At 46.5% G+C, this 14,156-nt stretch carries 7 protein-coding genes; all 7 read right to left on the reverse strand.

Annotated elements, in window-relative coordinates:
• Nucleotides 1-12: 12 nt before the first annotated feature.
• The 7 genes from xdhA to xdh all read right to left on the reverse strand — a co-directional run bounded on the left by xdhA (nucleotide 13) and on the right by xdh (nucleotide 14,124).
• Complete coding sequence (gene xdhA, locus ACZ449_RS13560; protein ID WP_464261504.1) at nucleotides 13-2,292, reverse strand: xanthine dehydrogenase subunit XdhA; 2,280 nt, start codon at nucleotides 2,290-2,292, stop codon at nucleotides 13-15.
• A gap of 111 nt (nucleotides 2,293-2,403) precedes the next feature.
• On the reverse strand, nucleotides 2,404-3,756 hold the full coding sequence (locus ACZ449_RS13565; protein ID WP_464261505.1) for an 8-oxoguanine deaminase: 1,353 nt from the start codon (nucleotides 3,754-3,756) through the stop codon (nucleotides 2,404-2,406).
• 471 nt (nucleotides 3,757-4,227) lie between these two features.
• Complete coding sequence (locus ACZ449_RS13570) at nucleotides 4,228-5,997, reverse strand: sigma 54-interacting transcriptional regulator (RefSeq protein ID WP_464261506.1); 1,770 nt, start codon at nucleotides 5,995-5,997, stop codon at nucleotides 4,228-4,230.
• Between the two features lie 21 nt (nucleotides 5,998-6,018).
• Nucleotides 6,019-6,870, reverse strand: a complete 852-nt coding sequence (gene yqeB / locus ACZ449_RS13575) for a selenium-dependent molybdenum cofactor biosynthesis protein YqeB (RefSeq protein WP_464261507.1) — start codon at nucleotides 6,868-6,870, stop codon at nucleotides 6,019-6,021.
• A 222-nt stretch (nucleotides 6,871-7,092) separates the two neighbouring features.
• On the reverse strand, nucleotides 7,093-8,421 hold the full coding sequence (gene ssnA / locus ACZ449_RS13580; RefSeq protein ID WP_464261508.1) for a putative aminohydrolase SsnA: 1,329 nt from the start codon (nucleotides 8,419-8,421) through the stop codon (nucleotides 7,093-7,095).
• 12 nt (nucleotides 8,422-8,433) lie between these two features.
• Nucleotides 8,434-11,544, reverse strand: a complete 3,111-nt coding sequence (gene ygfK, locus ACZ449_RS13585) for a putative selenate reductase subunit YgfK (RefSeq protein WP_464261509.1) — start codon at nucleotides 11,542-11,544, stop codon at nucleotides 8,434-8,436.
• A 24-nt stretch (nucleotides 11,545-11,568) separates the two neighbouring features.
• Nucleotides 11,569-14,124, reverse strand: a complete 2,556-nt coding sequence (xdh, locus tag ACZ449_RS13590; RefSeq protein ID WP_464261510.1) for a selenium-dependent xanthine dehydrogenase — start codon at nucleotides 14,122-14,124, stop codon at nucleotides 11,569-11,571.
• Nucleotides 14,125-14,156 lie beyond the last annotated feature (32 nt).

The raw sequence follows: 14,156 nt of genomic DNA on the forward strand, positions 1-14,156 counted from the left end.
TCACCACCTTTTCTAAATTAACCCTGCTGCCTTGAATTTTTCCACCAGACGCTGCGGCGTCATAGGTACCTGGTTAAATTTTACGCCTGTCGCATCCAAGATCGCATTGCGGATGGCCGGAGCCGGAGATATGGCCGGTGGTTCACCTAAAGCCTTGTTGCCGTAAGGTCCAGTTGGTTCGTAAGTCTCAATAAATTCGGCGCCAATGTCCGGAGTATCCATTGTAGTCATTAGCTTGTAATCCAACAGGTTATTATTTAAAGGTTTCCCTGTTTTACTGTCAAAGAGCAGTTGTTCATATAAAGCATACCCCATCCCCATACTCACACCACCGCGAACCTGACCGGCAGCCAGTTGGGGATTAATAAGTTTTCCGGCATCATGAATGTTGTAAATCTCCAACACTTCCACCTTACCGATAGGGATATCCACTTCTACCTCAACAAACGTACACCCGAAAGCCAACGCATTCACTCTGGCATTGTTAGTAACATCTGCTGTAATGGGTGCGGCAAACACCGGATTGTACCAGCTGTCTAGCGCCACTTCTGCCAAGGGCATAATCTGCTCGCCGTCATGCTTGTAAATGAGCCAGCCATCCATGATATCCATGGCCGCTGCCGGAATATCTGTCATCCCCCAAGCATAAGTCAGCGTCTTTTGTTTAATTTCCTCTGCCGCTTTTTTCACCGCCATACCGGTAATATAAGTTTGTCGGGAAGCATAGGAACCGGTGTCTACCGGAGAAATATCAGTATCCTGGTCGGCAATAATAGCTACCATATTCATAGGAATGCCGATAGTTTCGGCTGCCATTTGGCAAAAGACAGTATCACTGCCCTGACCAATTTCAGTAGCACCGACTTGTACCTGTACTGATCCATCCTCATTCATAACAATACGGGCACCGCCGATTTCCAGTCCCACAGGATGGGTTCCGGTAGCATATACAAAGTTGGCCATGCCAATGCCCCGGCGCTTAGGTCCAGTCTGATTTTTTAATTGAGTTTTCTTTTCTTCCCAGCGCAGTAGTTCTTTTCCTTTGGCAATGCATTCAGGAAGACCGTTACTGCCTGCGACAATTTTGCTGAGTGGGTCTACCCAGCCTTGTCTGGTAATATTCTTGAGACGAAACTCAATAGGGTCTATGCCAATGTCCCTGGCAATATCCTCCATATGACATTCTAAGGCAAACATGACCTGTGGAATACCATAGCCCCGCATGGCACCAGCCGAAGGCATATTGGTATAAAAAGTAGTGGCCTCATACGTAATGGCTTGTTGATTATAAAGCTGTCTGTATTTGGACCCGCTGTTAGCAGCAATAGAATGGCCATGGGAAGCATAACCACCGTTTAGGGAAACCGCTTTACCCTGTCTGGCTACCAGGCTGCCATCCTTATTGACTGCCGAGCGCAGCGTATAGGAAATGGCGTGACGTACACGGCTGGCAATAAAAGTCTCTTCTCTGGTAAATTGCAGACGTACCGGACGCCCATGGACAACAGTTGTCAAAAAGGCGACTAACGGCTCTATTACGGCATCTTGTTTGCCGCCAAAACCACCGCCGACATAGGGCTTAATCACCCGCACCCGCCCCCAGGAAATTCCCAGTGCCTGACCGATAATCCGTCTGGCAATATGAGGAATTTGAGTTGAAGACACCACGGTAATTTTGCCGTTATTATCAATATAGGCATACGCCGTATGATTCTCCATGGCGCAGTGCTGTACTGTACTAGTAGCAAACTTATCTTTAAAAACATAATCAGCTTGCCTAAAGGCTGCTTCGATATCACCTACTTGATAATTGTCACTGCCTACGATATTTTTTGTTCCCGCATGAATTTCCACTGCGCCTTCTTTTCCTGCGTCTTCTGCCGTTAAAATAGGAGCATATTCTTCATATTCGACTTCAATTAAATGCGCAGCTTTTTCTGCAGTTAACTCATCTACGGCTACAACAGCAGCAATTTCGTCCCCATACAGCCGTACCCGCCGAGTCAGCAGATTGCGATCAGCCACATCCTGGTGAGCCGGGTCTTTACTATACGGATGCCCGGCTGTGGGAAAAGTGTGTTCAGGAACATCTTTGTAGGTTATAACAGCTTCTACACCTGGCAACGCATTGGCTTTGCTTACATCTATATTTTTCACCCAGCCATTGGCAATGGTACTACGGAGAACCTTGGCATGCAGCATATTCTTTTCATAAATATCATCCACATATTGCGCCTTGCCGGTTACCTTGGCAATGCCATCAACTCGCGGAAAACTTCTGCCTACACTCATTTTTTCTCCCCTTCCGGATAAATAACTTAACTGTTTTCGATATACAACGAATTAGCGCTTTGCAGTTGCCTGCATTTTGGGGGATCGTGAAGAAAACCTTGATTGGATTTTCTATCCAATTAGTTTGTTCACCAACGCATTAGCCTGAGCTGTAATTTTTTCTTCATCAATGGTGCAAAGTCTGCCGTCTTTTACAACCACTTTTCCGTTAATAATGGTATAGGCTGCCGGCCGAAATACGCCTACTGTCGCGAGCAAGGATTTGGGATCAAACTGTGCTCCCACATATTCCAGGGTATTCCCATTTATCATAAATAAGTCGGCGGCTTTGCCTACCTCCAAACTGCCAATATCATCCCGTCCCAAAAGTGTCGCACTACCCGTTGTAGCCAACTTTAAAATATCATAGCCGGTCGGTGCCTGAGCACTGGCATATAAGCGATGCAGTAAAAAGGCTGTTCGAATTTCCCCCAAAAGATTAGATCCGTCATTGCTGGCACTACCATCTACCGCCAGTCCTACCGGCACGCCTAGTTCCAGCATCCGGGGAATTTGAGCAATACCGGAGGACAGCTTTTGATTAGAAACCGGGCAATGGGCCACACCGGTTTTGGTAGCTGCCAGCAGTTGTAATTCTGCTTCATTAAAATGAATGCCATGAGCAAACCATACATCAGAGCCCACCCAATCCAGACTTTCCATATAAGCAAGCGGCCTGAGATTAAACTTTTGTTGGCAATACTCTTCTTCGTCCTTGGTTTCTGCCAGATGGGTATGGAGCCGTACTTTTCTCGCTCTGGCCAAGGCTGCCGTTTCCTTCATCAGATCGCTGGTAACACTGAACGGAGAACAGGGAGCTAGTGCCACCTGCCGCATGGAGTACCGGCTGTTATCATGGTATTCAGCTACCAGACGTTCACTGTCTTTTAAAATCTCATCCACTGTCTGAACTAACTCATCAGGTGGCAGCCCGCCACTGCTTTTGCCTCTGGACATGCTGCCCCGCGAGGCATGAAAACGTATCCCCAACTGCCCTGCTGCCGCAAATTGCTGATCAATAAACTGCTGAGAGTTCAATTTGGGAAACACATAATGATGGTCAAAGCAAGTAGTACAGCCATATTTCATCAGCTCGCCCATGCCTACAATCGCGCTATAATAGACAATCTCCGGAGTCAAGCCCCGCCATATTTCGTACAAGGCACACAGCCAGGGAAACAATTCCAGATTTTGCACCTGCGGCAAATTCCGGGTAAAGGTTTGGTATAAATGGTGATGTGTATTAATCAGACCAGGATAAACAAACATTCCTGCAGCGTCAATGACTTCTGCCGCCACCGGACTGTCTGGCCCTAGATATTCAATCCGATTATCACGAATAAAAATATTCTGGCTTGCTAATACCCGGTCTTCCTTATCCAGTGTTACAATAGCTTTGGCATTTTTTATTAACATAGTAGTCATACTATTATCTTCCCCCCCTGGCATACTGTCAGACCTTACAGCTTTTCTAACACACACGAACATCTTTTCGTTATTGTTTTTTCATATATATTATTGTTGCAAAAAACGTGCCAAAATTTTCTGTCATATTGAAATAGCTTGTGTCAAACAGGTAACCAGACCGTACATGCCCCTGTAAGCCTAGTTCAATTTGAATTTACTATATTTATTTTTTCTGTAAAATTCTAAAAAGCCTGTCAATTTTCTCTGAAACTTATGAATTATTTTTATCAAAGTGATATTTTTTTTCGTTTTGATAAAAATAATTGGTTAAACCCAGCCCATTTTTGTTCTCTCCCTTATAAAATCAAGCTTTCTCTTTCTGTTTGTTCTGCACGAATTCACTTATTCTTATCAAAATGATAAATTATGAAAAATACATTCTTTCTATCTCGTAGCAGAGCAACAAGGTAGCAAGAATGTATGGAAGTCTTATTCTGTAGTTTGTATTTCTTCTATTTCATGTAATTTCCGATACAAAGTGGCAATACCAATTCCTAGCTGCCTGGCGGCGGCCAGTTTTCCCTGGGTTGTATCCTCAAATTGCCGAAGAACCTGTACGATATGTTCCTGTTCTACCTGACGCAAGGATTTGAGCTCACCTGCCTGCTGTTCATTCGCTTGAACAGTCTGTCTGTCAAAGAAGTTGCGCGGCAGGGTATCCCTTGTCAACCAACCATCCTCATCTGCCATATTAATCATAAACTCAATCGTATTTTCAAGTTCGCGGATATTGCCAGGCCAGCTGTATTGCATTAATAATCCCATGGTTTCCTTGTCAATATCACGAATTTTTTTGCTAAATAAGCCGCCGTATTTTTCCATCATAGAATCCACCAGCGGCTTAATATCCTCCACACGGTTACGCAGTGGCGGTACCTCCAGGGGAATTACATTTAACCGGTAATATAAATCCTCCCGGAATTTCTTTTCCTTGATAAGCTCTTTCAAATCTTTGTTGGTAGCAGCAATAACTCGTACATCCAGCGATAGCAGTTGATTAGATCCAATACGTACCAACTTGCGTTCCTGGAGCACCCGCAGCAGCTTGACTTGTAAGTATAGAGGCATATCACCAATTTCATCCAGGAAGATAACCCCGCGATTAGCGAGTTCGAATTTCCCGATTTTCCCTCGGGGATCAGCGCCGGTAAAAGCTCCTTTTACATAACCAAATAGCTCGCTTTCCAGCAATGTATCCGGAATGGCCGCACAGTTAATGGCAATAAATGGCCGATCACTACGATTGCCAATAGTATGAATGGCCCTGGCAACAACCTCCTTTCCTGTACCACTTTCTCCGGTTATAAGCACAGTAGAGGTGGAGTCGGCAATTTTCGTCAGCTTACCCTTAAGCTGCTTTGTTACTAAAGAGCAGCCGACAATATTATCCAAAGTAACTGGTATTGCTACCTTGGTTAAATCATAAATACCGGATTTTACATTTTTTATTTCATCGAAGATAAAAATCCGATCATAGGAAGACAAACCTGACGATACCGATAATAAATGACCCCTAAGAAAATAGGTAGTATGGTCAATGACTACCTTATATTCCTCGACTCCCAGCATAGAGTCGCTGGTTGCAACCATGGCAATTAGTTTATCATGCCAATCAGCAGTAAGATGGAGTTGTTTACGTGCACTGTCATTAATCTGGACAATTTTGCTACTGTCGTCCAGCACCAGCACCCCTTTGTCCACATTGTCAATAACTTGCAGCAACACTTCCATCATGCGCTGATTACGTTCACTTTCCTGCCGTTCATACGCCTTGACGCTGATAAAGTCAGCAATCTGCTCCAGAAACAGCTGGTAAAAGTTTAAATCCTGTAACAGCTGCTTCTTTTGTGCTTCCTCAAAGCAAATCAGACCGATAACTCCAATTATTTCCTCTCCCAAAGTAATGGGAGTACATAATTCCAGTTTTTCCTCACAGCATCCCTGTTTGGGACAGATACTACAAAGTTCATGCTTTCCGGGCTCTTCAATAAACTGGGATTTCCCAGTAGCCAACACATGTTTATAGACAAATCCCTCCTGGGACATATCTTCATTAATGCTCTTGTCATAGATGCCAGTACCAGCAATGCGGAATAAGTTCGTATCCACAATTTCCACATCGACACGAATAACATGAGCAATAATTTTGGCATATTGACTAACTGCATCTTGAATTTCCTGTAAAATTGATTTTTCCATTTTCTTTGGTCCCACTTGCCTTTACTGATTTATGGCTGCAACCTGATCCACAACTGGCCTATGGTTTCTAAAAAATGTATCCTCCGGACACCTGCCCAGCATGAACAGGGCCTCCAATACACCACCACCCACCGACCGAGCTTTATCTGATATGGTATAACAATGCTCGGGTACACCGCGGGGATCAATATCACCGATCTTTAACCCTGCCGTTACAGCAAGACCATCCCGGAGCAAACCACGCAGCACACCGGAAATAGCAGCCCGCACTGGCAATCCGTTTACCTGGGCCACAATATCGCCAGCTTTTACCTGCTGAGCAATCCGGCATATTGAATGAAAAACACCTTGACAGGGTGCCCGTAAAATACGTTCTTGTGTATAGCCGCCAATTTCGCCGGGGATACCGGTATCAGGTAAAGCCTGTCCCTTAGTAATGACCTGACCTAGATAATGGCCGCGTTTGGTTTCCACTACAGCATGCACATTCACTCCAGCTGTAAAACCAGGCCCTACGCCAATGACCACTGGTGCATCCCCTATTTGGGTTCCTAGATTTCGTTTGGCTAAAATAGCGTCAACTACCCCCCAGGGCCTAAACATCTCAACAACTGTGGCCTCTGCGTCAATAACCACAGCAATTTTCCCTTCGTTTACTATTTGCGCAGCCTTATTGATCTCAGTTTTTACCGCCATTACCCCTTCTACTACTGTTGCTCCGTTAAAGACTGCTTCCGCAAAAGACACCGTCCGTCGAATCACTGTAGGTTGGGCTAACTCGGTCATAATGATCTGAAAACCGCTGCGAAATAACCGGTGAGCAATCCCTGTTGCCAAGTCACCTGCACCTTTTATTACGATTAATCGGTTCATAACATCCTCCAAATCCGCCCTCTCGACGATATTACATAATAGAAATTCGCTTGCACTTGCTTTTTCCCCTTCATATTGCTGTGAATATTGCTCATTATTCTCTATATTTTTGATAATGAGCAGGGTTTCTTATACAGTAAAAGCAGTGAGCCAGAGATTTCCAACTCACTGCCACACAATACTTTTTCATGAACTTACCATAAGAATACCTGTTGAGCTACTTTATGGCAGCTTATCCATGTTCTCCCACAGTCGTTTAGCGGCCTTACGGGCTTTATCATAAATAGGGCTGACGTCAAAAGCAAACTGTCTGTTTTCCAGCACAACTTTGCCGTTGATGATAACGGTAGTCACGTCACGGGAATCCATGCCAAAAACAATGTGACCGCCAATGTTGCCAGACACAAGCGGCGTGGGGGCCTGGTAATCAAGCACAGTCAAATCAGCCTTGCAGCCGGGAGCCACACGGCCGAAATCAGCAGCAAAGTAACGCTTCAATATTTCGTTGCCGTTGTACAGAAACTTCAGGTAACTGTCAGGCCACATTGAGCCGGCAGTATCTTTATGTTTGAAGTAAGCAAACTTCATTTCTTCCCACATATCGCTGCCCATACCGTCAGTTCCCAGAACCAGGTTTTTGTACAGCGGCAATTTGGTGCTGTAACCAACATTGTTGTTCATGTTGGAGCGGGCGTTGTGCGCCAGGAAAGCATCCTTGGAGTTGATAATTTCAATATCCTGATCTGACAGGTGTACGCCATGCACCAGGAGCGCCTTGTCGTTAATCAAATCATAGTCATTAAGCCGGACAATCAGATCTTTGCCATACAGATGGTGACTATGGGACACATCATAACGGTCTTCGGCCACATGCACATGTACACCGCGCCCAGTTTCGCGCACGGCATCAGCCATCAGTTTGAGGGCCGCGTCAGGCATAGTAACCGGTGCATGGCCGCCAATCATAGCCTCCACCAAGTGATTGCCGTTCGTTGCCTGTTTATCACTTTCGCACAATTTGGCAAAATCAACATTTTCCTGAACTCCGGCTTCGACTTCTTTCAATCCCTCGTTACGGTCGGTGGTCTCATAGCAGGTAATACCGCGCAGCCCGGTTTCTTCAAAGGCTTGCTTGAGGGTTTTGAGCGAACCTTTGATAAAGGCTGGCGAAGCATGATGGTCAATAACCGAAGTAGTCCCACAGCGAATGGCTTCCAGCGAACATACCATACCACTGTAATAGAGGATTTCCTCGTCAATAGCCCGGTCAAGCCGCCACCAGAGGTTTTTGAGTACCGAAATAAAGTCAGGGCTGGGAGCAATAGTGGCGGTTATGCCCCGGGACAAACCGGAATAAAAATGGTTGTGGCTGCAGACAAGGCCTGGCATGACAAGCTCCCCTTGCATATCCAGCACGCAGTCGGCCTGATAATTGGCAGCAATACCTGCGCCAACGGCAGTGATTTTGCTGCCGTCAATAACAATATCAACGTTGGATTGTATGGAAGCCGGATGAAATTCAACAACTGTGGCGTTCTTTAGTACTAACACAATGCTCCCCCCTTATTCATCCACAGGACCGAACAGCGCCGGCCGATTGGTGTGCAGATAATTAAATACTTGGGCCATTCTGTCAAAGGCTTCATTGCCTGTTGCCTCAAGCTGGCCGTTTACCAAACGGTGGGTAGTAACCAAACTGTTAACGCGAACCGTCACTGCCTCATCTTCTACTAAGAAACCACTGTTTTGGCTATGGTCAAAGTCGTCACGCCGGCTAAATATGGTAAGCTTATCAGTGAACGGACGACCTTCCCACGGACAGAAGCTGGCGCAGTTTCCACATTCGTTACAAAAAGCATCCAGGTGAATAATCTGGTTATAGTTAGCGAAGCCATCGCCTACGTGTACAGCCAAGTTAGCGCGGTTGGGGCAAACTTCCACACATTTGTTGCAAACATAGTTACACTCTAAGCAGCGGCTGAATTCTCGCTCTCCTATAGCCACTTCGACTTTACCTGGACCTTCGGCAGTCAGCAGAGAAGCCGTTTTCAGGCCAATTTTCTTGGCAGTAATTTCTTGGGCCTGTTCACCTGCAGCTTTACCTGTCTTGTCGGCTTTACCTGCAAAACCAGCTATTTCTTTTTGACAGATGGTGTCAGCAACTTTGCGGCCTTCGGCAATACATTTTACGATAGAAGAAGCACCTTGACGGACATCACCGGCTAAGTACACATTCTCCTGATTCGTTACTTGCTGACCTTGGGTGGTAATCCCCAGTTTGGCAAGTAACCCTGTATTGATATCTTCGCCAATTGAGATGATGATGGTATCGGCTTCAACGGTCTTATACTCACCGGTAGGTTCCGGCTGACGTCGACCGCTGGCATCTGGTCTGCCAAGCTGCATGACCTGACAGACAAGATTACCCTGGTCATTTATTTTTTCCGGGTTAACCAGGAAATTAAAATCAACATTGTCAGCAACAGCCAGTTTATATTCAGCGCGGTCGGCAGGCATTTCGTTGATGGAGCGGCGATACACAATAGCACTTGTTTTCACACCTTTTATCCGCAAAGCTGTACGGCTGGCATCCATTGCCGTATTACCGGCACCAATTGTCACAACAGTTTTACCTAAGTTCAGAGCGGCCACATCTTTATTAAATTGAGCCAGGAATTTCAGCGCCGGAATGATTTGAGGTGTTTTACCACCTTCAATTTTAAGGTTGAACGGTTTTTCGGCGCCTGCACCTACGGCTACAATTACGTACTTGTAGCCTTTTTGCTTCAGGTCTGCCGGGGTAAGGTCCGGACTAGAGTTTAAGACAAACTCAACACCATTTTCTTTGATAAAGTTGATGTCACCCTCAATAGTTTCGCGATTAATACGGAAATTAGGAATGACGTGCTGCACAGTGCCACCCGCACTTGCGCGGGTTTCGTACACTGTTACACTAAAGCCGTGGCAAACTAAGAAGTACGCTGAGGCCAGGCCAGCCGGGCCTGCACCCATAACAGCTACCTTGATACCATTTTTAATTTGCGGTAATTTATAGTTTTTGCGGTACTCATCCCAACCTTGTTCAACTGCCAAACGCTTGACTTCGCGAATATGCACACAGCCTTCATAATCCAGACGGGTACAATTATGCTGACAGACATGATCGCAGATGGTACCTGTAATGCCAGGCAAGGCGTTCTTTTCATAGATGAGCGCCAATGCCTCGGCATAGCGTTTTTGGTCTACCAGTCGAATGTATTCAGGAATATCCTGGTTAATGGGACAAGCCGTTTTACAAGGGGCAGCGGCACAGTCATATAGCGGCAGCGGGCTCTTGATAGCCGCTTTTGCATAGCCACGGAAATCCTTTTGTGAGTAATCGGCGCTCAGGGCTTTGTGGGCTAATGCTTGCAGTTTAGCAACATCAATCTTGTCATATTCCCAGCCCGCAGCTGTTTCCAGTTTAGTGGCAATAGCAGACATTCGGGCATAACCGCCTGGTTTGAGCATTTCGGTAGCCATGGTAATAGGCTTAATCCCTGTGGCAAATACATCTAATACATTGTGTTCAGTAATCCCACCGGAGAATGAAATAGGCATTTTCCCATTGAACTCTGCCGATATTTTTGCAGCTAGGTTAACAGATAGCGGGAATAAGGCCCGGCCTGACATATACATTTCGCCACCAGGTAGTTTCCCTTTAAAGTTGACTGATCCCAGCGTGTTCGTCAACTTAACACCAAAGAAGCGACCATGCTCGTCTGCCAGCTTTTTCAGCCTTGTCAGCATGGGGATAGCGTCCTTGTATTGCAAGTCATGGTCAAAAGCTTCTTCTGACAACTCAACATAATCAAATCCGGTACTAGCAAGGATGGAACGCACGCCTTGATAAGTCAGTAGTGTCGGATTAAGTTTAACATACATATCGATTTTCTTTTCGGTCAGCATATATATGCAAATTCTCTCAATTTCAGCAGGTGGACAGCCATGCATGGTAGATAGGGTAATCGACTGGCAGACATGGCCCGAAATGCGTTTAGATAAGCCTTTGAGTCCAGGCAGACGGTCTTCTAACCCTGTGCCTTTAAGAAAACTGCCATCAGCAATGAGGTCTTCTACTTCTGCCAGACATTGTTTAAAGTACGGATGCTTAGAGGCATCCATCAAGTTATTCAGATAAGCGTCCATGCGCGGCGACTGGATACCTTCCAGGTTGTAACCTGCGCTCATGTTGAATATAAAGGAGCGTTTGCCGCTTTTGCTAAGTCCCAAAGCTTCTTCTACAACATGAAGTAACACCCAGGCCTTGATATATTCTTCATATGCTTTTTCTACTGTGTATTCGCTTGACCACTCAGTATTGAAGCCTTCATCGTCGGCATCAATACACGGTTTAGCAACAGGCGGTTCCTGTTCTTGCACTGTCTTGAGCTCAATAAAGCGGGCACCGGCCAGGTAGGAAATAACAATATTCTGGGCTAATTGGGTGTGAGGACCGGCAGCCGGACCTACGGCTGTCTCAATGGTTTCACCAAACAGAGAAAAGGTTTTATCGGTTTGCTTATGAAAAAAATGGCTGGCCGGATAGCCGAAGATAGCACACTCTGCTGCATATTCCTCGAAAACCCGCGCAATAAGTGTAAGCAGGGGAACAGGTCTCATCAAGTCGCCCATTATTCATTCCTCCCGTTATTCTATTTATGTTTTGCGGCTATATGGTGTATGCGCAAGCGGCAGGTCTGGACGTATCTTGCCATCAAACCGGAGATAAGCACCGGCAACGGCCGGAGCCGTGGGGACAGAAGTAATTTCGCCTACACCTTTGGCACCATACGCCAATTCGGCTTGGTTCTTTTCCACAATTATACTTTCTATTTTAGGAATACTGCTGGCCCGGAACAAACCTAGCGTTCCGAATTTGACCTGCGGTATGCCAGCCTTAAGTGGTAAGTTTTCGGTCAAAGCATAGCCTAAGCCCATGACCACGCCGCCTTCAATTTGCCCCTCGACCCCCAGCGGGTTAATAGCTTTGCCAACATCATGGGCGGCGACTACTTTGACTAACTTGCCAGCGTCATCAAGAATAACTACCTGACTGGCATAACCATAAGCAACATGGCTAACCGGATTCGGTTTGTCACATCCCATGGGATCAGTTACACCTGAGTATTCTCCATAAAATTCGCGGCCTTCCAGGTCAGACAGTGAGGCTGTTACCAGCGCTTCTTGGAGCTTAAGCGCCGCCTGGCGAGTGGCCTCACCGGTGAATACTGTCTGACGGGAGGCTGTGGTGGTACCGGAATCGGGAGTAAGGTAGGTGTCAGGCGCAACCGCCGCGATTTGCGAGGATTCAAGTCCTGTTGTTTCACATAAAATCTGGGTCATAACAGTGACTAAGCCCTGTCCTATGCAGGCAGCCCCAGTAAGAATCACGACCTTGCCATTTTCGATTTTTAGCTTGACCCGGCCTATGTCAGGCAGCCCCACACCGATACCGGCATTTTTCATAGCACAGGCAATCCCGGCGTAAGGACTGGATTCAAAAGCGCCCTTAACAGCCAGCAAGGTTTCTTTGAGAGCTGTGCCTTGGTCTGCAATTTGGCCGTTGGGCAAAGCTCTGCCTGGTTCGATGGCATTACGCCAGCGTATCTCCCATTGGGAAATACCCACTTTTTCTGCCAGCATGTTGATGTTATTTTCCATGGGAAAACAAGACTGCGTTACACCGAAGCCCCGGAAAGCTCCGGCTGGCGGATTATTGGTATAAACGCCTAACCCAACAATATCCACATTGGGAATTTGGTATGGCCCGGCGGCGTGGGTACAGGCCCGTTGCAGTACCGGCCCGCCGAGCGAGGCATAGGCTCCGGTATCGGCAATAAGTTCAGCTTTCATGGCAGTAATGATCCCATTTTCATCACATGCGGTCGTAAATTCCATTTCCATGGCATGACGCTTAGGATGAACATTAATACTTTCCTGACGGCTTAGAGTATTTTTGACCGGTTTTTTAGTATGCCAGGCGAGCAAGGCGGCATGATGTTGTACTGATAGATCTTCTTTGCCACCAAAGCCACCGCCCACCATTTTACTAATAATGCGTACTTCATTTTCTTCTACACCCAGAAGCGAAACAATGCCATGGTGATCATCATATACATTCTGACTGGCAGTGTACACCGTTAAAGTACCGTCAATATTGGGGACTGCCAGAGCGCTCTCCGGTTCGAGAAAAGCATGTTCAGTAGCCGGAGTGGTGTAACGCTGGGTCACAACATATTTGGCCTTAGCAATGGCTTCCTCAACATTACCACGTTTAAGTACTGTTCTGGCTAATAGATTGCCTTTAGGGTGAAGCTGGGGGGCATCCTCGGCCAGCGCTTGGCGGGGCACAAGCAGCGGCATTAACTCTTCATAATCTACCTGTATTAATTTAATAGCCTCTTTTGCTATTTTTTTGCTTGTGGCTGCTACAGCAGCTAGTGCATCGCCGATATAGCGGGTTTCTTCCCCCTCGGCAATAAAGGCTGGCCAGTCGGGAATAATATGACCCTGATTACGGCGTCCGGGAATATCCTTCGCAGTAATTACAGCTTCGACCCCAGACAGTGCCTGAGCAACTGTGGTATCAATTTTTTTAATGAAGGCGCGGGCGCTGGGTGCGCGCAGAATGGCGGCGTACAGCATTCCTTCCACAACCATATCATCAACATATTCGGCAGTACCTAAGGTTTTATCTTTAGCATCAACCCGCGGCATTCTGTCGCCTACTTTATAAGTAATATCACCTGACGGCATGAATCCTTCGCGTAGAGCTTTAGCCGCCTTCAGCACAGCTTGCTCAATTTTAACATACCCGGTACAGCGGCAAATATTGCCATGCAGCGCTTTTTTCACTTCATCACAAGCAGGATCATTGGTTTTATCAAGTAAAGCTTTCGCACTGATAACCATGCCGGGAATACAGAAACCGCACTGCACAGCACCTGCTGTGGCAAACGCCCAGCTATAGATGTCTTTTTCCTGCTTAGACAAGCCTTCAACAGTCAGCACTGTTTTGCCGCTGATTTTGGCGGTTGTCAACACACAGGCCCGCGTAGCCTTGCCTTCCAGCAGTACCATACATGCACCGCAGGCCCCTTCGGCGCAGCCGTTTTTTACGGAAGTGAGACGGGCATAGTCTCTTAAATATTCTAACAGATTTATATCATAGCCAACATCGACCTGCTGGCCGTTCAGCACAAAATTATACACACTCAGCCCTCCTGTTTAGGAAAGGTTTGCGT

This window comes from Desulfosporomusa polytropa, assembly GCF_055380075.1.

Bases quoted from the DNA above. Each gene is read 5' to 3' on its own strand.
- xdhA (WP_464261504.1), bottom strand. From the start codon at position 2,292: ATGAGTGTAGGCAGAAGTTTTCCGCGAGTTGATGGCATTGCCAAGGTA.
- ACZ449_RS13565 (WP_464261505.1), bottom strand. From the start codon at position 3,756: ATGACTACTATGTTAATAAAAAATGCCAAAGCTATTGTAACACTGGAT.
- ACZ449_RS13570 (WP_464261506.1), bottom strand. From the start codon at position 5,997: ATGGAAAAATCAATTTTACAGGAAATTCAAGATGCAGTTAGTCAATAT.
- yqeB (WP_464261507.1), bottom strand. From the start codon at position 6,870: ATGAACCGATTAATCGTAATAAAAGGTGCAGGTGACTTGGCAACAGGG.
- ygfK (WP_464261509.1), bottom strand. From the start codon at position 11,544: ATGGGCGACTTGATGAGACCTGTTCCCCTGCTTACACTTATTGCGCGG.